General features: G+C 39.2%; 14 protein-coding genes and 2 pseudogenes. 1 reads left to right on the plus strand and 15 read right to left on the minus strand.

Features of this window, described 5'->3' with window-relative positions; all coding sequences use genetic code 11:
• The coding region (locus D8845_RS09760) for a transposase (RefSeq protein ID WP_142998972.1) at positions 1–253 on the plus strand (253 nt) is incomplete at its 5' end.
• Positions 254–322: 69 nt separating this feature from the next.
• Here D8845_RS09760 and D8845_RS09765 read toward each other — a convergent pair.
• The 15 genes and pseudogenes from D8845_RS09765 to comA form a co-directional block, all read right to left on the minus strand.
• Positions 323–940 (minus strand): HNH endonuclease, encoded by a 618-nt coding sequence (locus D8845_RS09765; RefSeq protein WP_125453291.1) that lies wholly within the window; start codon positions 938–940, stop codon positions 323–325.
• A gap of 5 nt (positions 941–945) precedes the next feature.
• Positions 946–1,587, minus strand: coding sequence for a hypothetical protein (locus D8845_RS09770; RefSeq protein ID WP_125453292.1), 642 nt, complete (start codon positions 1,585–1,587; stop codon positions 946–948).
• Between the two features lie 2 nt (positions 1,588–1,589).
• The gene (locus tag D8845_RS09775; RefSeq protein WP_125453293.1) at positions 1,590–4,178 is read right to left on the minus strand and encodes an ATP-binding protein; all 2,589 of its coding nucleotides are present in this window, start codon (positions 4,176–4,178) and stop codon (positions 1,590–1,592) included.
• A gap of 20 nt (positions 4,179–4,198) precedes the next feature.
• The gene (locus tag D8845_RS09780; protein WP_125453294.1) at positions 4,199–5,578 is read right to left on the minus strand and encodes an Eco57I restriction-modification methylase domain-containing protein; all 1,380 of its coding nucleotides are present in this window, start codon (positions 5,576–5,578) and stop codon (positions 4,199–4,201) included.
• Between the two features lie 335 nt (positions 5,579–5,913).
• Positions 5,914–6,006, minus strand: a pseudogene (locus D8845_RS10625) (type II toxin-antitoxin system RelE family toxin); the annotation flags it as partial.
• 164 nt (positions 6,007–6,170) lie between these two features.
• Positions 6,171–6,296 carry a DUF6290 family protein gene (locus D8845_RS10365; RefSeq protein ID WP_231082608.1) on the minus strand — a complete coding sequence of 42 codons (126 nt, stop codon included), beginning with the start codon at positions 6,294–6,296 and terminating at the stop codon, positions 6,171–6,173.
• A 308-nt stretch (positions 6,297–6,604) separates the two neighbouring features.
• A pseudogene (locus D8845_RS09795) lies at positions 6,605–7,919 on the minus strand (IS3 family transposase).
• A 123-nt stretch (positions 7,920–8,042) separates the two neighbouring features.
• Positions 8,043–9,590, minus strand: coding sequence for a bifunctional phosphoribosylaminoimidazolecarboxamide formyltransferase/IMP cyclohydrolase (gene purH / locus D8845_RS09800; protein WP_125453295.1), 1,548 nt, complete (start codon positions 9,588–9,590; stop codon positions 8,043–8,045).
• A 200-nt stretch (positions 9,591–9,790) separates the two neighbouring features.
• Entirely contained in the window at positions 9,791–10,336 is a 546-nt protein-coding gene (gene purN, locus D8845_RS09805; protein WP_125453296.1) for a phosphoribosylglycinamide formyltransferase, read from the minus strand.
• Entirely contained in the window at positions 10,333–11,352 is a 1,020-nt protein-coding gene (purM, locus tag D8845_RS09810) for a phosphoribosylformylglycinamidine cyclo-ligase (RefSeq protein WP_125453297.1), read from the minus strand. Before purM ends, purN begins: the two co-directional genes overlap by 4 nt.
• 212 nt (positions 11,353–11,564) lie before the next feature.
• Complete coding sequence (gene purF, locus D8845_RS09815; protein ID WP_049522364.1) at positions 11,565–13,007, minus strand: amidophosphoribosyltransferase; 1,443 nt, start codon at positions 13,005–13,007, stop codon at positions 11,565–11,567.
• A 93-nt stretch (positions 13,008–13,100) separates the two neighbouring features.
• Entirely contained in the window at positions 13,101–16,826 is a 3,726-nt protein-coding gene (locus D8845_RS09820) for a phosphoribosylformylglycinamidine synthase (protein ID WP_125453298.1), read from the minus strand.
• A gap of 55 nt (positions 16,827–16,881) precedes the next feature.
• Positions 16,882–17,589: a phosphoribosylaminoimidazolesuccinocarboxamide synthase gene (gene purC, locus D8845_RS09825; RefSeq protein WP_185757447.1), complete on the minus strand. Its 708-nt coding sequence runs from the start codon at positions 17,587–17,589 to the stop codon at positions 16,882–16,884.
• Between the two features lie 169 nt (positions 17,590–17,758).
• The gene (gene comB / locus D8845_RS09830) at positions 17,759–19,108 is read right to left on the minus strand and encodes a competence pheromone export protein ComB (protein WP_125453300.1); all 1,350 of its coding nucleotides are present in this window, start codon (positions 19,106–19,108) and stop codon (positions 17,759–17,761) included.
• 12 nt (positions 19,109–19,120) lie between these two features.
• Positions 19,121–21,274 (minus strand): peptide cleavage/export ABC transporter ComA, encoded by a 2,154-nt coding sequence (gene comA, locus D8845_RS09835; protein ID WP_125453301.1) that lies wholly within the window; start codon positions 21,272–21,274, stop codon positions 19,121–19,123.
• Between the last annotated feature and the right edge of the window lie 252 nt (positions 21,275–21,526).

Consider the following 21,526-nt stretch of genomic DNA (forward strand, 5'->3'; position numbering starts at 1 on the left):
TGAGGACAATCTAAAGCAGGTTCATCCTCTTTTTCAGACTGTCTTTAAAACCTTTCTTAAGGATAAAGAGAAAATTGTCAACGCCCTTCAATTACCCTATTCCAACGCCAAATTAGAAGCGACTAATAATCTTATCAAACTTATCAAACGAAATGCATTTGGTTTTCGAAACTTTGAAAACTTCAAAAAACGGATTTTTATTGCTCTGAACATCAAAAAAGAAAGGACGAAATTTGTCCTTTCTAGATCGTAGCTTTTCTCAACCCACTACAGTTGACAAAGAGCCTCAAAAAATCGCATCACAGGTGTGATGCGATAAAAATCACTTATTGTAAACTTTTTGAAACAATTCCTTATACTTTATAGCTTCATTAGTTACGATTCTATGAACTTCCAATAATTTCATTCGCTTTTCATTTTCAGCTGGAATTTTATCAATTTTAGCATCGATTTCAGAACGTACTCTAAACAGTTCTTCCGAAATCCAAGCATAATTATGAAAAACTCGGTAAAGTTTCAAATCAACAATCATATTTCGACCTTTTATATCTTGCGAATCAATACCACCTATAATATTTCTGTAAAATATATTATTATAATCAACATCTACAGGATTATAAAATCTATCATTAGACAGTTCTTCCGGGATTTTGCTTCCATTATACAAATCACTCTTGGCTAAATTACACTTCTTGCAAGAGTATATCAGATTACTGTAATCGGTAATCAAATCACACCTATTATATTCTTCACAAATTTTACTTGGTACAAAATGGTCTACTTCAAATGGGGTCGTAATTTGCTCGTCTGAAACATTACAATAAGCACACTTACTCTCGAAATCTTTTTTTAAATTTTTTTTATAACTTTTATAATTTTTATATTTTTTCTGACAAGTCCGTATAATTTTATGATACCGAAATTCTCCAATCTTTTCCATAAATATTACAATTCTCCTAGATCCTTTATAAGTTTTACTGCACATTCTAACTGACTAGTATCAAACAATTTATCTAGTTCAGTTGCGCTATCAGAAACTATATATTTATTTAAGTTAAGCTCCAATTCAGATAGATTAATAAGAACTGATGGATCGATCTCTCTATCCTTAATCTTTTGTTGCTCGTACAAAATTTTTTGCTCTATTTTTTCTTTTTGTCTTTGAAAGTTTCTTATACTTATATCTATGTTCTTCAATGAATCCTTTGATTCTTGAGTATTTATATCAAAAAAAATACTTTTCCTATAAACCTTATCCGGGTCTATGATTTCACTTCTTTGAGAATCGTCAACGTATTGTGTAAGAATGATAACGGGGAAATTTTGAATATGTCTTTTTACTGATTCATATACTTCATTTCCCACAATCTTAAAACCTTCTCTAGAAATTAGATAGTCTACCACTAATACATCAATCCTAGTATTTAAGATATCATCTAAAATTTTATTAACTAATTCTTCTTTTTCCCCATATTCATCTATGATGTAATCTTGAAAACCACAATCTCCCCTATAATAACCATAAAAACACCTCTTTATATTATCAAGTTCAGACTCCTTATCTTCAACAATTCCAATATTTATCACTATTATACCTCCTTTTGTTTACTAAATATAATCTTTATTTTGAAACCTTTAAAATCCGAAATTACTTCTGTCCTGCCACCATTTCTTTCCACTGCCTCATTTAAAATCCACATACCTAAGCCAGTTCCGTCATCTTCAGGCTTCGTAGTAATACCTGGTTTTAAAATATAATTTGGGTTAGCTTTATACTTTTCAGATAATTCTTTCCCATTATTTGAAAGTTCAAGAATTATTAAACTTTGTGTTTCAGCAAGAGAAATATCTATTCGCCTTTCACCAGAATCCTTCTCTTCCAAATAATAAGCTGAATTTAAAATGAAATTATTTAAAATTAAAAACAAATCTAATTTATTGAAATTGTCGAGGGTAATTTTTGATTCAGAAAAATCCTCATATATTGATATGAATTTAGAATCTAGTAACGGTTTCCACAATTGTATAATATGACGTAATTCGTAATCAAAACTAGAAATAGTTTCTTCTCTCGACTCTTTCTCAAGAGGGGTGATAATGACTGATAACCACGCAGCCAATAACCTGTCAGTTACAGAATAAAATTGCAATAATTTGTATGGATTTAAAAAGCTTTCACCTCTATAATCACTCTCAGCTAATATCGAATCCATGCACATCTTTAAGTGGTCATTACGAGTACCCAAATCAGTTGCAACTCCATTTATCTCATGAGCAAAAGTCGAAGCCATTACACCGGATGAACTCAATGACATAAGTATATTCATTATTTCACTCTGTTCAAATTCACCAGTAATTCTATCTAAGGCCTGCTCTATATCGCTATCTTTAAATTCAGTATTAAACTCATCTTCTGAATTATTTTTACTATCAAAAGAAGTTTCAGTATCACTGGACCTATCTTCAGGAACAGACCCTTTCCCTTCTGATAAATTTCTTTTGATATCTTTCATAAAAATTTTTTTCTTTTCTGAACGAATTTTCTCATAGCGGCGATCAATCAGATTCCCTAATACTTGCAATGGATATTGTCTATCTGCTTCAAATTGTTCAATAATAAATAATAATATTTCTTTTAGTAGAGAATATTCTCTGTTTTCTACTAGGCTTTCTCGATTGGCACTATCTGTTAAATTTGGATTTCCTTCTCTAGAAATTAGTACTTCTCCAAAAATTTGATACGGCAAAACCCTCCAAGGAGCTTTATTAGTTGGTGCACCTGGATTCTTCTGTTGTCTCTCTGACAGACTCAGCCAATCAAAATATCTGCCATCATCTCCATACGGGCGTACTTTAAAGTTGTCTCTATATATTTTTATACCCGAAAAATTTTCAGACCACTTTTTTCTTTCGGTAGCATTAAACCTTTTCAAAATAGGTATAGAACTTGCTGCGCTCTTTAGAAAGAAGAGTTCTGTAGTAAAATCACCAATACTTTCAATATCTCTGATAGAGAAATCATTAGAATCTATGATATCTGAAATTTTAAACGAATATTCTATGCTACTATCGAAGCTAGACTTATTTGTTAATTTCTTTTGAAAAGCACTGTCGCTCCAAAATTCAGAATCTAGATCTATAGAAAAACTCTCACCCCCTTTAGTTACTTCAATGATTTTCAATGACAAATCAAGCTCATTTCTATCAAAAAGCAAACTGAGCTCCCCATTCTTTACCTCTGCCTTTACTCTATAATCATATCTTTTTCTATCAAAACGATCTTGGGAAGTTTTAAAATCTAGACTATGGTCATAATTATTCAACACATTTACTTCAAAACAATCTGTACTAGTCAGTGGATTAATACTTTTTAAATTTTTGTTTACTTTCCGGAAATCTCTATTAAACCAATTATCTCTAATCGGATTCAAATGAATTATAGTTCCAGAATTATTTTCAAAATCAATAAATTCATTCTCATTCGACTTGATAAACATTTCTGAAATCTGAGCCATAGTCTTGTCATCAATAATTTCTAATTCTGCCTTCACATCATCAATAAGTTCAGCTTTTTCAAATAATTCCCAATTTAATCTCCATCTATAAAGGGAATTATCTATTTGACGAGTATAGACTTCAGTAGCAGTAGATAACTTATCAAGAGCAAACCTGCCAATCCCCTTTGCTCCTGTTTTCTGCCTACCTTTTTTACTAGTTGTATTTTTCTCTTTATCGCTGGTCCCTATATTCATCCAAACTGTAGAAAGAATTTCTTCAGTCATTCCCGTTCCATTATCAACAATATAAATATGATTATATTTAGAAAGAACTTCCTTAACAGTTTCTAATTTATTTTTTTTATTTTCTTCATTAGAATCTAATTCAATATTTTCATTGGAGAAAATACGTATTTTAGTGGCTGAGTTTTTATTTTCTATATATTCACTATTTAAAAATTCAAAGTCTTCAGCAGATAGAACATTGATATTATCACTAATATCTTGTCCTTCTTCAATAATAGGAAAAGGTATATCGTAATTGATTAATACTGATTCCGCATCAGCATCATACGAATTTTTCACTAATTCTGTCAAAGCCCCACTAACATCTGTTATATTTTCTCGCCCTATTAACCGAGCAGCTTTTGCACTAACACTAAATGCAACCTCTTTAACCATACTACACTCCTTGATAGTCACTACAGGTTTACTGGATAATTCTTTATGTCATTTACAGAAATTCTAAGTGATTTTCCACTTGCATTAATTGCTCTAGTTTCTAAATACTTATAAAATTCTTCTGACTCCAAAATTTGTTTAGCAAATTCTAATGTCCTGTCTCCTGTCGGAATAATATAAAAACCAGAATAAGGAATTGTTCTTTCATCCAAATCATAAACATTTACCTTTTCTGTTATCACTGATGAAATCATTAATTTTCTCTGATTTAAAAAATGAAGACCTTGACTTCTTCCATATTCAAACCATTTCCCATCTGATTTCCTCTTTTTCAAAGCACTCATATTATCTTTCAGATAGTCAAAAGCTTTAGGGAAGCTTTTTTTAAATTCCTCAACAGAATATCTCTTTAACTGACCTTCAACATAAGCATACGGAAAAATTATTCTTTCATCAAGTCCTTTAGATAGTCGCCTTGGACTAGCTGCTGGTCTAACGACTCCATCTTCAACATTCAAATCATCGGATATCACAAACACCCTGTTTAATAAAGTTGCAACACTGTTCGCTACTTTGAATAAATCTCCGAACTTGAACTCTGATTCACATTCTCTTGAATCAACTCCAAAATACCATTGACCACTTAAAAATTTTTTATCGATTTTGAAACTTTCATTATTATCTATGTCATTATAGAAAACTTTATTGTTTATGTTATTATTACTATCAATAATAATAATCGCAGATGATGTCAAAACATTCCCAAAAATATGCGTATGCTTATAATCGATAATATTTTTAATATTGGTAACTATCATATCTCTCAAGTTTTGAGCAAATACATTTTTAAAAATACTATTTGGAATTAGGTAAGCCATCTTCCCAGATTTTTTCGATAAATCTCTCATACTCTTTTCAATAAAGGCATAACAATAATCAAATTTTCCTATTTTACAAGAAAGAAAATTTGATTTTAAATATTGTCTTTGATCTAGTAAAAGCTCTTGATAAGTAATATAGGGTGGATTACCTACAATATAATCAGCCTGAACTTCTAAAATAGATTTGAGATAATCCTCATTTCGAATATCCCACTTTACATCTCTCAATCCATATTTTAATACTAGATTATTTAAATTAGATATACAAGAATCGATTACAGACTTATCTACCTCATAGCCAATAAAATATTGTTCTAAATCTTTCTTCAGTTCTCTTGGAGAAAGATCTGCGCTTTGCGCTGACTGTATATATCTTTCTACAGCTATTAATAGTATATTCCCTTCACCAACCGAATTTTCAAGAAAATATTTTTTTAAGATTATATCACCTTGATAATCAACGCTATCTAACATCTGTTCAACATACTGAGAAGGAGTAAAAACTTGAAATTTTTTCATGATCTTCATTTCTTTTTTCTTTAATTATACCAAAAAAACAAGGCTTGTATCCTATTTAAAACATATATGAAATATTTTTCATATAAAACAGCTTAATAAATTTGTAAAAAATGACTTCTATATATTGAAGTCATTCGAGAATATACCAAGTTTTTTTAGTTACTTGAAAAGTCTAACTTAATTTGACAATTTAAGTATTAAAAACTTGAGATTGTACTTTTTAATATAGAAAGATTTACTTGATTATCACCTCAAAATAAGTTTCCCCATAACTATATAGAATTTTGAAACCCTAGATTCAAAACTAATCCTTAAAACTTCAAAAGAAACTGTGACTACAATATAAAATAAATAGCTCTTCTATGGCCTATAGTAAGAACTTCTATCACTATTTCATCTTCTTTGATATCGGCGAGAATTCGATAATCTCCAACATGATAGTGTTAATCTCCCAAACATTCAGATGTTAATTCTTTTCCGTGTTGACGAGAATTGGCTATATTCATTAAATTTGTACCAATCCATTAAAGAATGATTTAGAAAGTAAAGGCGTCTAATTTTTTAAGTTGTTTGAGAATTTGTTACGTATAAGTTACTTGATAACTAATAGTCCAAAATCATTCATCAAATCCTCATGCGAGATTTTCCTACCATCATCTTTTGCTATTGCTTGACGTAAAATCTGTAAATCATATTCGCCTTCAATTTTTTCTAACATGGATTGTCTAACAAACCCTGAAATAGTCAAAACTTGTAACTGAATATAGATTTTTTATTAAATCACTATCTTAATCATTAATTCATAAAGGTTATTATATCCTTTATTCTTCTAGAATATATCGTATTTTAGTCTCATTATAAACTTCTCTTTTAATTTTGTAAAAATTAACTTTTCTACTAAATTATCCTCAAAAAACGAGATTGGGGAAAAACTCAATTTTAGTAGAAAATGAAGTAAATCTTTCTACAACAAAACGCATAGTTCCAAGTTGTTTTGTACTGACCCCAAAAAGTTAGACAATTAATTTATCCAAAGGATTTAGTTCTGTATTGCACAGGGCTAAGTCCTTTTAGTTTTACCTTAATTCGTTTATTGTTGTAGTAATCAATATAGTCTACAATAGCTTGTTCCAATTGCTTAAGCGACTGAAACGACTTCTCATAACCGTAAAACATTTCCGATTTCAGAATCCCAAAGAAGGACTCCATCATACCATTGTCTGGGCTGTTACCCTTACGTGACATGGATGCTTGAATTCCCTTACTCTATAGGAACCGATGATAAGAATCATGTTGGTATTGCCAACCTTGGTCACTATGGAGAATCGTATCCTCGTAGTGTTTCTCTGTGAAGGCCTGTTCCAACATCGTTTTTACTTGTTCTAAGTGCTGTTAAAGCCGTCTAAAACTGGTGATAAGTAAAGCTTTTGAGTACTTGCTGGAATGGCAAATTCTGTCACATCTGTGTAGCACTTTTCCATTGTTTTAGAGCCTTCAAATTGACGTTTAATGAGATTCTCTGCCTTCTTACCAACATTTCCTTTATGAGAAGAATATTTTCGTTTCTGTCGCATTTTAGCTTGTAAATTGAGTACTTTCATCAAGCGTTGAACTATTTTATGATTTACCAGATAACCACGATTTCTTAGTTCTAAATGAATCCGACGATAACTATAATTTCCCTTATGTTCGATAAAAATGGATTGAATTTCAGCTTTAAGCTCTTGATTCTTATCTAGTTTGTCTAGCTGTTTCAAGTGATAGTAGTAGGTCGAACGAGCTAATTTAATGACTTTTAGAAGAATATCTAACGAAAAATCAGTAATTAGTTCTTGAACAATTTCTGTCTTTCTTCTTTCTCTTTTTTCTCCTTCAATCGGAGTTCTCTCAACTTTTTTAGGATGGCATTCTCCGCTCTCAGGTACTCATTTTCTGCTTGAAGACGTTCTAATTCTGTCCTCTCTTCAGGTCTCTTTTTTGGCTTACGTCCCATTTTAGGTCCTCTCCCTCTTGGTTTCTCAACAATAGTATACCCGTTTTTCCTGTATTGTGCTAGCCAGTTAAGAAGTGTCGTACGACTTGGGAGACCGTATTCAAGAGAAACTCTATCTTTAGTCCAGCCTTCATGTAAGACTTTATTAATCATTTCTTGTTTTAAATCAGGAGAATAGTAACGATTTTTCCCTTTTTTGACGAACTCCATTCCGTAACGATCAATCAATTTAATCATGTACCTAAGATTAGAATTGTTTATCCCAAATTTATTTGAAAGCTTCTCTAAGCTATATCCTTGTTTTCTAAGTTCATAGATCTGAACTTTATCATCATAAGTTAATTTCATAATAAAAACACCCCAAAAGTTAGATTTTTTCTGTCTAACTTTTGGGGTGCAGTTCAATCTGATACTATGCGTTTTTCTGATTTCATAGACTTTTTCCCCAACCACACTCCATTATTTCAAAAATTAATGTCTAAAATGTCTCACTCCTGTGAAAATCATAGTCAAGCCGTATTTATCCGCAGCTTCGATAGATTCTTGGTCACGGACGGACCCACCCGGCTGGATAATGGCTTTAATGCCTGCTTTGGCGATTTCTTCCACGTTATCCGCAAATGGGAAGAAGGCATCTGAAGCAAGGACCGCCCCGTCCAGACGATCTTTGGCTTGGTCAATGGCAATACGGACTGAAGCCACACGGTTAGTTTGACCTGGACCAACACCAAGTGTCATGTGGTCGTTGGTCACGATAATTCCGTTTGATTTGACGTATTTAATAGCCTTCCAAGCGAACTCAAGGGCAGTTGCTTCTGTCTCAGTTGGCTGGCGTTTGGTCACCACTTGCCAGTCAGCTGGACTTTCTTTGACCACGTCTTGGTTTTGCACCAGAAGTCCACCGACAACACCTGTGTATTCTGCTTCCACTTCGCTAGCCTCTTGAGCATCAAATGGCAAGGCAAGGATACGCAAGTTTTTCTTTTTATTGGTCAAAATGTCTAGCGCTTCATCCGTATAGCTTGGTGCAATGATGATTTCAAGAAATACACCATGCATCTTCTCAGCTGTCGCAGCATCCACCTCACGGTTGAGAACGACAATTCCACCGAAGATAGACACTGGATCAGACTCATAAGCGTAGGCCCAAGCAGTCTCAATGTCATTAGCCTGACCGATACCGCACGGGTTCATGTGTTTGAGAGCCACAACGGTTGGACGATCTTTGAAGTCACGGATGATACGAATAGCTGCATCCGCATCGCGGATATTGTTGAATGACAGTTCCTTACCGTTAAGCTGTTTCGCTGAAGCAATGGAGTAATCCGTCGGCAAGGCTTTTTGGTAGAAATCGGCATCCTGTTGAGGATTTTCCCCATAGCGCATAGCTTGTTTGAGATCATAGGTCAAGGTCAACTTTTCAGGCTTGCTCTCGCCGACCTGAGCTGTAAAATACTCTGCAATCAAGGCATCATAAGCCGCAGTGTGGCGGAAAACCTTGGCTGCTAAACGTTGGCGAGTTTCGTAAGTCGTTTCACCATTGGCTGACAACTCGTCCAAAACCACAGCATAGTCAGCTGGATCTACCACAACTATTACGCTAGCATGATTTTTAGCCGCTGAACGAAGCATGGATGGCCCGCCGATATCGATGTTTTCAACGGCATCAGCGTAAGTCACATCTGGTTTGAGAATGGTTTCCTTAAATGGGTAAAGGTTAACTACAACAAGATCGATAAGCTCAATTTGATTATCCTTAGCAGCCTCTAGGTGGTTATCCAAATCACGACGAGCGAGGAGTCCACCGTGAATATTTGGATGAAGGGTCTTGACACGACCGTCCATCATTTCTGGAAAACCGGTCACATCATCAATCGCAATGGTATCTACCCCAGCATTATCAAGGGCAACCTTGGTCCCACCTGTCGAGATAATCTCCCAACCAAGTTTTTTAAGTTCTTGGGCAAATTCAACAATGCCCGCTTTGTCTGAGACGCTGATTAAAGCGCGTTTAGTCATCTTTTTTCCTTTCATTTTCAAACTCTCTACCTACGCATTTTTCGATTCATAAAGTATAGGGAGACGATTACCAAGACTCCCAAAATTACTGTCAGTAAAAATCTCCCCCAATAGGGAATCTCTGGGAACAAAAAATTTACCAGTAAACGTAGAATGATTACCAAGGTAATCAAGGCAAGTGTTTCCAACCATTTTTTCATTTACTTGTCCAACAATTCTCTAATAACTTCCGGATACAACTTATACTCTGCTTCATGAATTCGAGTTTCAAAACTGTCAATGGTATCATCAGCCAGCCGTGGCACACGCACTTGTTTGATAACCTTGCCTGTATCCACACCTGAATCCACCCAGTGAATGGTAACACCACTCTCAGCAACGCCAGCATTCCAAGCATCCTCAATCCCATGAGCTCCTGGAAATTCTGGCAGGTAGGCTGGGTGAATGTTAATAATCCGACCTTCATAAGCCGCCAATAAGGTTGGCCCAACGATTTTCATGTAGCCCGCTAGGCAAACCAAGTCAATCTGGTGCTCTTCCAAGAGTTCGACAAGGGCCGCTTCGTAGTCTGCCTTGCTCTCAAACTCCTTGAGTTCAAAAGCGTAGGATAGGACACCAAGCTTGTCTGCGCGCTCGAGCACATAGGCATCACGATGGTCTGAAAAGACAAACTCAACCGGAAATTCTTCGGCAATCACCTGAAAATTCGAGCCATTACCAGAGGCAAAAACCGCTATTTTTTTCATTTGATGATGACACTTTCGTTTTCTTTCTTGGCGATGCGACCAATTTCATAGACTGGTTCATCCAACAATTCCTTGACACGGCCTACATTTTCAGGGCTAACTGCCAACATGAGTCCCACACCCATATTGAAGATTTCAAACATTTCTTCGTGTTTGATCTGACCGTATTTTTCAAGGGCTTTGAAAATCGGTAAAACTGGAACCTTGTCTTCCTCAATCTCAGCAGCCAAGTCAGCTGCAAACATACGAGGGACATTTTCGATAAAGCCACCACCAGTGATGTGGGCAATGCCGTTGACTAACTCTTCCTTAATGAGTGGCAAAATAGCCTTGACATAGATACGAGTCGGCTCAAGCAAAACTTCCTTGAGTTGCTTGCCTTCCAATTCTGGCAAGATTTCCTCACCTGTGTAATCCGCAAAGACACGACGGACGAGAGAGTAACCATTGGAATGAATCCCACTTGAAGCAAGTCCAAGAAGAACATCTCCCTCTGCCACTTTTGAACCGTCTATGATTTGAGATTTTTCAGCCACACCGACCGCAAAACCAGCTAGATCGTAATCATCTGCGCCATACATGCCAGGCATTTCAGCCGTTTCCCCACCGATGAGGGCTGCGCCTGCCTGCACACAACCTTCAGCGACTCCAGCAATCACTTGTTCTAGCTTAGCTGGTTCATTCTTACCAGTCGCCACATAGTCGAGGAAATAGAGGGGCTCCGCACCTGCAGCGATGATATCATTGACACACATGGCCACACAGTCCTGACCGATGGTATCGTGCTTGTCGTACTTGATAGCCAGCATGAGCTTGGTTCCGACACCATCAGTTCCTGAAATCAAGACAGGCTCTTTAACCCCAGTCTTTGAAAGGTCAAACATACCACCAAAACCACCAAGAGCTCCCATGACACCTGCACGCTCCGTACGAGCCACGTGCTTTTTGATTCGTTCAACAACTTCATAACCCGCTTCAACATCTACACCCGACTGGGCATATGCATTTTTTGTCATTTATTTATTCCTTTTCTTTGAGAAGATTGCGACGTATTTTTAGATAAACAATTATTTTATCTAAAAATACTAGTCAGGGCTCTAGCTTTGATCCTATAGGACAAAGCGTCTACTGACAAATGCTTTAGCTTTTAGTCAGTAGTGAGACGTGAAGCATAAGCATTTTTATTTGCCATTTTTATATTCCTTTTCTTTAATGGAGGATCTATTGTCTATTTGTAAAAACTGGTCTTTTCTTCCAAACTTCTACGATAGTCTTCTTCATAGTCGTAGAGAGGCGTTGGGTAATCCCCATCAAAATAAGCGACACAGAGACCACCATTTGGCGCATCCGTTTCAATACCAATCGAATCAATCAAACCTTCAACAGAGAGGTAAGTCAGGCTGTCAGCTCCAATGATTTGACGAGTTTCTTCAACCGTATGATTAGCCGCAATCAGCTCCTGACGTGTCTGGATATCAATTCCATAGAAGCATGGATAAGCTAGCGCTGGACTGCCAATAGCAACGTGAACCTCAGTCGCACCCGCTTCTTTCAAGAGCTGAACGATACGACGAGAGGTTGTTCCACGTACAATAGAGTCATCAATCATAACCACACGCTTGCCTTTTACAACACCTGAAACAGCAGAGAGTTTCATCCGCACCCCTTGCTCCCGCAATTCTTGAGTCGGTTGGATAAAGGTGCGTTGCGTATATTGATTCTTAATAAGACCCATTTCGTTTGGCAAACCAGATTCTTCCGCAAAGCCCATAGCCGCGCTGAGTGAAGAATTGGGCACACCGACTACGATATCCGCCTCATGCTTGAATTCACGCGCCAATTGGGCACCCATACGTTTCCGTGCCGTATGGACATTGACACCGTGGATATTAGAATCAGGGCGAGCAAAATAGATATACTCCATAGAACAGATTGCTAACTGAGTATCATCTGTATAGCTATCATACTGGATGCCCTTGTCATCAATGATGACAATCTCACCTGGCTTCAAATCACGAATCCATTCTGCACCAATGACTTCAAAAGCACAGGTTTCAGAGGAAACAACCACCGCTCCATTAGCCATTTTCCCGATAGAAAGTGGACGGAAACCATTGGGGTCAAGAGCCGCAATCAACTTATCTTCAAATAGCAAGATATAGGCAAAACCACCTTTAACTAGGCTGAGCGCCTCCTTGATTTTGCCCATCAGACTAGGATTGTGACTGCGACGAATGAGGTGAGCCAAGATTTCAGAGTCCGAAGTCGCGCTGAAAATCGCTCCTCTATCTTCCAATTCTTTCTTGAGAGAGGCTGCATTGGTCAGATTGCCATTATGAGCCAAGCCAAACTGCATATCATGAAAACGGAAGAGGAAGGGCTGGATATTATCTACAGAAGCTTCGCCAGCAGTCGCATAACGCACGTGACCAATCGCACCAGTTCCCGTCAATTTATCCAAATTAGCAGGATTTCTGAAGACTTCTGATAAAAGTCCCATGTCACGATGGCGCTTCAATTGTCCCTGATCATTGGAGAGGATTCCTGCCCCCTCCTGACCACGGTGCTGAAGACTATGGAGACCAAAATAGGTCAATTTAGCAGCATCTGGATGTCCCCAGATACCGAAAACACCACATTCTTCATTAAGAGATTTTACTTCGTATGTCATTTTATATACCTAATTTTTATTTGTGTAGCACCAAGAGCTAAATCTACATGACTTTTACATTACTGATACTATCTATTAGAAAATCTGCAAGTCTTATTTTTCAGTAAAGTATTTAACCGCTGACGCAAACAGGTGCTGGTCTTTATTTCCTGGGATATTTTGGAAAAGACCATCCTCATAACGTTCTGAGTGTCCCATTTTACCAATGATTTGACCGTTCTTGCTGGTAATTCCCTCAATGGCATGGACGGAACCATTCGGATTGTACTTAGAATCCATACTTGGTTTTCCATCAAAGTCAACATATTGGCTGAAAATTTGTCCATTGTCACGGAGCTCCGCAAATTCCCCAGCCGTCACGACAAACTTCCCTTCACCGTGCGAAACAGGAATGGCGTGGATATCGCCCACTTGCACTCCAGTCAACCACGGCGAGTTAGTATTGGCAATACGGGTTTCCACCATCTTGGCCACGTGTTGATTGGCATCATTGTAGAAGAGGGTTGGACTAGTACTATTAGCATCCTCGAAATTTCCGTATGGAAGAAGACCTGATTTGACCAAAGCCTGGAATCCATTACAGATACCGATAATCAAGCCACCACGAGCGATAAAACTATCAATAGCTGCATGCACTTTTTCATTGAGCAGGATATTGACAATAAACTTAGCTGAACCATCTGGTTCGTCCGCAGCTGAGAATCCACCTGCAAAGAAGAGGATGTTAGCCTTACCGATATTGTCAACCATGGTTTCAACTGACTTGACAATGGCTTCTTCATTGAGTGTCACGAATGGTACCAAGTTAACCTCTGCGCCTTCTTTTTCAAATGCCTTGGCTGAGTCATATTCTGAGTTGGTTCCTGGGAATACTGGGATATAGACCACCGGTTTTTCAACTTTTTCTTTAGCTTGGATGACTGTATTAGTAGCGACAGCTGGAACTTCTGCTAGTTCTTTGGCTTGGTCAAACTCTGTTGGGTAAACTTCTTCCAGTTTTCCTTGGAAAGCACTGTCAAGTTTCTGTCCATCTAGCTTCACACCATTTACAGTCAGTGTAAAGTTTGCTTTCGTTTGACCGATTTTCTCTACTCCAGCAATTTCTTCAGGAGATGTAAAGACAAATCCACCCAATTGAGCTGTCAAAGCTGTTTTAAGTTCAGGCAAGATCACCTCTGCACCAATATGATTTCCAAAGGTAGCAAGAGCCAAACTTTCAACCACACCGCCGTATTTGACAGCTGAAGCCGCTGTTACTTTGTGAGCCTTTTGAAGGGCTTCAAATTGAGTAAAGTTTTTCTTAATTAAGTCAAAATCAATCTCTACTGAGAGTGCTTGGCCTGGAATGTAGTAGATATTTTCCCCAACAGCTTTAAATTCTGGAGAGAGCACATTACGACTATCCGCTGTCGTCACCCCAAAAGCAACCAAGGTTGGCGGTACGGTCAATTCTTCAAAAGTACCAGACATGGAGTCCTTACCACCGATAGATGGCAAACCAAGCTGAATTTGTGCCTCGATAGAGCCTAGGAGAGCTGCTACTGGCTGACCAAAACGCTCAGCTTGTTTATCCATACGCTCGAAATACTCTTGGTAAGAGAAACGAGCCTTAGACCAGTTGGCACCAACAGCCACCAAACGAGCAGTTGCTTCAATAACCGCATAAGCAGCACCGTGGTATGGAGACCATTCTGCAATATAAGGATTAAACCCTTGAGCCATGACTGACGCAGTATGAGTTACCCCATGTTGAACTGGCAATTTCTGCACAGAAGCCTCAGTTGGTGTGAGTTGATAGCGACCGCCAAGTGGGTGATTAACCGTTGAGCGACCGACCGAACAGTCAAAGATAGTTTGTAATCCTTTTTGACTCGCATGGTTGAGGTCAGATAGAACCTTAAGGGTATCTGCTTCCAGTGTTTCTACGCTTGTTGTACGTTCTTCTGGAAGCTTGACATCCTTGTCCACAACCTTAGCATCGACAACCACGCGCACACCATTTGTATCAAGGAAACGACGTTCCAAGTCGACAATGGTTTCTCCATTCCAGTGCATGACTAGATTTGATTTTTCAGTTACTATTGCCACAACAACAGCGTCAATATTCTCTTTGTTACATTCTACAACAAAGGCATCTACGTCCTCAGGACAAACCACGACTGCCATCCGTTCTTGAGATTCAGAGATGGCAATTTCGGTACCATTCAAGCCCTGGTATTTAAGAGGCACCTTGTTGAGGTCGATTTCAAGACCGTCTGCTAATTCACCGATGGCTACACAGACACCACCAGCACCAAAGTCGTTGGATTTCTTGATGAGACGAGTGACATCACCATTACGGAATAGGCGCTGAATCTTGCGTTCTTCGATGGCATTCCCTTTTTGAACCTCAGCTCCAGCAGTTTCCACAGACTCAACCGTTTGAACCTTAGAAGAGCCCGTCGCACCACCGACACCATCACGTCCAGTCTTACCTCCAAGGAGAATAATGGCATCACCAGCTTCAGGTTTTTCACGGACAACATTGCCCTTAGGAGCTGCACCGACAACGGCACCAAGCTCCATGCGTTTAGCTACAAAACCTGGGTGGAAGTACTCACGAACGTAGGTTGTTGCAAGCCCAATCTGGTTACCATATGAAGAATAACCATGAGCCGCTGTTTTAGAAATGACTTGTTGTGGCAGCTTACCAGCACGCGTTTCCGAAATCGGTGCTGTAATATCACCGGCACCTGAGATACGCATGGCTTGGTAGACATATGAGCGACCTGACAATGGGTCACGAATAGCTCCACCAATACAAGTAGCCGCCCCACCAAATGGCTCAATCTCAGTTGGGTGGTTATGAGTTTCATTTTTAAACATGAGGAGCCATGGTTCTTTCACACCATCAACGTCCACTTCGATTTCAACTGAGCAAGCATTGATTTCGTCTGACACTTCCATATCATCCAAACGTCCATTAGCACGCTCATAACGACCGAAAATAGTCGCCATATCCATCAAGGTTTGCGGTTTTTCAGAACGCCCCAACTCCTCACGCATGGCAATATACTTGTCATATGTTGACTGCAATTGCTTTTGGAATTTAGAAGCTGAAAAATCAATCTGCTTCAACTCAGTCTCAAAAGTTGTGTGACGGCAGTGATCAGACCAGTAAGTGTCCAAAACCTTGAGTTCAGTCTCAGTTGGTACGCGCCCGATTGACTTAAAGTAGTCTTGGATAAAGAGCAAATCATCCACTTCCATAGCCATCCCTTGTTCAGCTTTGTAGCGGGCAAAGTCTTCTGCTGTATAGCTTTCAAAGAAAGTCAATTTAGGAATGGTCTTGTCTGACTCTGAAAATTCCTGCTTAGCAATCCCTGTCGTGATGTCCTTGAAACGAGAATCAACTGGATTGAGCAAGTAGTTCTTGACCGCTTCCAACTCAGCCGCTTCAATATCTTTATTGACCAAGTACAATTGTGCTGTATTAACTGTCACGTCACTCGAACTTCCTAGTAAAAGCAAGGCTTCCTGTGAAGATGCTGCACGCTGGTCAAATTGCCCTGGTAGGCTTTCAATGGCAAAGAAAGCATAGTTGGCAAGATCCGCTTGCACAGCCGCTTCGTCCAAGACATGGTCTGTCACCTGCTCAGAGAAGATGTGTTTCTCTGCAGGCGCAAACAAGTCCTCTGCCAAGTTAAAGACATCATACACTTGCACAATGCGAATGCTTTTCAAGCTTGAAAGCCCCAAGTTATGCTGGAGTTCTCTTACCAAACTCTCTGACTTTACCTGAAAATCAGCCTTTTTTTCAACAAAAATACGTTTATCCATCAATTCTTATTCCTTTATTTCAGCTCTTGCAATATCCCCAACGACCTTGAGGTTGTTATTTCAATTCCTGCAACTTTTCCCAAACAATCTCATAAACATCTGTTAATTCACCTAGACCCCTACGGAAAACATCCTTATCCATGTGGTTGCCATCTGCATCCCACAAACGGCAGTTATCTGGTGAAAATTCGTCTGCCAAGATAATCTTGCCATCCTTATCAAAACCGAACTCTAGCTTAAAGTCAATCAACTTAAGCCCAATCTCAGCAAACCAAGTTTTCAAAAGTTCATTGATTCGACGAGTTTCTTCCTTCAAGTAGGCAATCTGCTGGTCATCCGCAATCTTTAGGAATTTCACATGCTCGTCATTGATAAATGGATCATCCAAATCATCATTTTTATAGTAAAATTCGACAATCGGAATCTCAAATGCGATACCTTCGTCTACGCCAAAACGTTTTGAAAAGGAACCAGCAGTATAGTTTCGGAGCACGACTTCCAAAGGAATAATCTTAACCTTTTTATTGAGTTGTTCCGTGTCTGAAAGCTTCTCCACAAAGTGAGTTGCCACACCAGCCGCATTTAATTTCTCAAAAATAAAAGATGAAATCTGATTATTCAAAACTCCCTTGCCAGCAATCTGCTCCTTCTTAACACCATTGAAAGCAGTCGCCTGGTCCTTGTAAGTTGAAATAATAAGATTTTCATCCTCAGTTGTATAGATATCTTTAGCTTTTCCCGAATAGATCAATTGTTTTGACATTTTAAAGTTCGCCTTTCGTATTACTTGAGCACATTCTACCATAAAAAACCTAAAATTACAAGAATTTAACCGAATAAATAATGTAGTGATATCAAAAATCATAAAGAAAAAACTGCAAGAAGAATCTTTCTCACAGTTTTAAAATCATTTAACTCTAAAAACACGAACATTACTCTTTGTTCAAAAATTGATCCAAATAATAACGCAGGTAACTTTTCTTACCTGTAATCATCTGCAGGCGACCTTCCACCCCGTACCGAAGTTTTGCAGCCTGCTCCGAAGTTAGATTAGCCTCCGCCTCGATTTTAAAGAAATTCCCTTTCTCAGTCTTAGTAGCTGTCGCATCAATACTTGTAATAGTAGACTCTAGGAAAAGTTGATTCTTAGCATCATGAGTCGTCGTATAGCGAACAGAATCACTGACCTTAATCCTTGCTACATCTTTTGAACTTAGATAAGCTGTGAGTTTGGCTTTCCCTTCTTTTTCCAAGGACGGATAGAGTTGAGCTAGTAAGGCACCTTCTGCTACCATGGTAGAATCACTAGTCTCAGGATTAAGGTGAAGCACCCCATCCTCACTCGCCGTAATTTTCCCTTTGTCTAAAAGATTTCCCTGTACCTTCCTACCTGACTCTGCCTCCAAGATTTTCTGCTCTAGAAGGGTCAATTCCTGACCAACCTTAGCCAAGTGTTGGGATTTGAGAGACTCCAATTGACTGCTTAAACCTGACGCATAAGCTTGCTGGGTACCTGAACCTGCATACTGGACACGGTAAGTAGCAAGACTGGATTCTAACTGAGAAAGCTGCGCTTCAACCTGCGCAACAGCCTGAGCCTTAGCTTGTGGATTTTCCTCCCCCTGAGATTTGTAGGACTGGTAGAGAGAGTAGGCTAGATTCTGACTGGCCAAGGAAGCACCTGTTTCAATAGCTGACTTAGCTGTCTGGTAATCGCGAATTTTAGCCTCTGTTTGGCTGATGAGATTGCCGATTTCAGCTTGGGTTTGACTAGCTGCTGCATTCTGGGACGCGATAGTCTCATTTTGTTGCGATGTACTAGCCCTAAGACTGCCTGCTTGACTGATGTAGTCGCGAAAGGTGGCCTGGTAGCCAAACTTATCCTCCTCTGGAAAGTAGTCCGTCCCTTCTTGCAGGCTTTTTTGCAAATACTCCAATTGCTTTTTTTGATCCTTGAGCATGTCCAACTGACTAGCATAGGCCTCCGCTTGGACACCCTCTGCCCCTTCCTGATATTGAAGCAGAAGATCCCCTTTCTTAACCAGCTTATTTTCTTCCAAATGATTGACAAGAATGCGATTGTTGCTAGTTGATTGAATATTTGCCAGAACACGACTAGGCTCAACAGTAGCCCGAGTTGACAAACTCATCTCCTTCTCTGCAAATATTGCAAAGCCAAGCAAAAACACGAGCAGAAGCGACATGGGGACAATCACCCGACTGGAAAAATTATGGTAACGACGATTATAAAACTCCGCACTTTCTAAAAATTCTGGTTTCATCCTCTCCTCTTTCTAGCTATTCACCAAATGGGCGTAGAAGCCACCCTGTGCAAGCAAATCAGCATGCTTTCCTTCTTCAACAATCTTGCCCTGATCCAAGACAACAACCTTCTCTGTCCGCTCAGCAATGGTCAAGCGGTGAGCAATGAAAATCAAGGTTTTATCTAAAGCCATGAGATTATCTACGATCCGCTTCTCTGTCAAAATATCTAAACTGCTGGTCGCCTCATCCAAAATCAAGACCGGCGCATCTGTCAAGAGAGCACGCGCCAGAGCGATTCTCTGCCGTTGACCACCTGAAATTCCTGCCCCATCCGAAGTCAATTCTGTCTGGTAATTCAGTGGCATCCGCTCAATGTCCTCCCGAATCTCTGCCAATTCGACCGCCCGTAAGATATCCTCCTGAGTCGTCCCCTCCTTGGCTCCCAAAAGAAGATTGTCCAAAATCGTTCCGTTAAAGACATAGGGCTGTTGAGGCAGATAGTTAATGTACTGGCGCAAAGCCTTTTTATCAATCTGATTGAGATTGACACCACCCAGACTAATCTCTCCCTGACTAGGGTCGTAAAAATTAACCATCATCTTGGCCAAAGTCGTCTTACCTGATCCTGAAATCCCCACAAAAGCTACCTTAGAGCCTTGGGGAATAGTCAAATTGATATCTGACAAGACGTCTCGACCATAGCCATACTTGTAGTGAACATTCTTGAAGGACATTTCTCCCTTCATCAAGCTCAAATCCTCAACCGTTTTCTTCTCCTCAAACTCCGAAGCTACTAGATAAACCTCATTTAAACGATTATTAGCAACCTGCGCTGTCTGAAGCTTGGTTTGCAGGTTAATGATATTTTCCAAAGGATTGGTAAAATAAACAAGCAAAGTATTATAGGTAATCAACTGCCCCAAACTCATCTTGCCATCCATGACCAGAACAGCCCCCATCCAGAGAATGCCGACATTGAGCAAGAGATGGGCAACTTTTTTCAGAGCCTTTTGCTGACTCTCTGCCCGACTATAGGTAAAGGATTTTTTCAGATAATCCACAAATTCCTTGTCAATCTTTTGGTAACGCTGACTTTCACTGGTCAAAGACTTGATAGTCTCAATACCGTTGATGTCCTCGATGATAGAAGAAGACAGAACCGCATTGGCTTCCATGGTATCCCGATTCATCTTTTCAAACGGCTTCATAAAGGCAAAGATAATCACTGTATAGATAGGAAGCGCCAATAAGGTCATGAAAAAGAGATTGGTATTTTGTGAAAATAAAACAAGAGAAATAATGACAACCGTTGATACGTCTAGAAAAATCGAAAGAATAGTCGAAGCCAGCGCATCAATGATACTGTTAGCATCCGTAAAACGAGACACAATTTCCCCTGTACGACGTGTCGCAAAAAAGGACATAGGCAGGTGAAAAACATGCTTGATGTAGGACAAAATCACATCAATTGACAAGCGTTGCCCCAAAACAAGCAAGAGATACTCCTGAGCATAAGACAAGATCTGCTGGAGAATATAAACAATGACCAGCCCAATAGAAATAATCCCCAGCGTCGAACGCATCTGATCTGGAACATAGGTATCAATGATAGACTGCAGATAATAAGAACCCACAATGTTAATCAAGGTTACCAAGAGTGTTGCCAAAACGATATTGGCAATCAAGCCACGCTGCTTCACTAATATAGGGATAAAAGAGAGAAGGCCATTCTTTTGATCCTTATGAGGCTTATAGTCTGGACTCGGTGCCATAAAAAGAGTCACTCCTGTCCATTCTTTCGCAAAACGCTCACGTGGCAGTTTGGTCAATTTCACCCCAGGATCTGGATCGGCAATATGAATGCTATCCTTATCCTGCCCAGTCACCACATAGTAGTGGAGCAATTTTCCTTCCTTAAGCACATGGGCAACAAAAGGAAAAGTCAAATCTGGCAAGTCAAAGAGCGTCATATCCGCCTTAATTGCTCGCGTCTCAAAACCAATCTCCTCTGCCACCTTGACCAAGCCCAAGGCCGTCGTCCCATCCATGGTCGTCTTTGCCAATTCTCGCAAGTGAGCCAAAGAATAATAGCTACCATAGTAGCCAAAAACCATGGCTAATGAAGCTACACCGCAGTCCATCTGATCCACCTGCGGACGATAGTGACGTTTCCCAAATTTCATATTCATCTCCTTTTCCCTAATACTCAATGAAAATCAAAGAGCAAACTAGGAAACTAGCCGCAGGCTGCTCAAAACACTGTTTTGAGGTTGTAGATAGGACTGACGAAGTCAGTCACATATATACGGCAAGGCGACGTTGACGTGGTTTGAATTTGATTTTCGAAGAGTATAAACTCATCTGATAACAACTATCTTACCCCAATCACCAAACAAAAACTGGACTTCCTTCCCAAATGCACCTATCTCCCTCCC

The sequence above is a fragment of the Streptococcus mitis genome, from assembly GCF_003942865.1.
GTDB lineage: Bacteria > Bacillota > Bacilli > Lactobacillales > Streptococcaceae > Streptococcus > Streptococcus mitis_BI.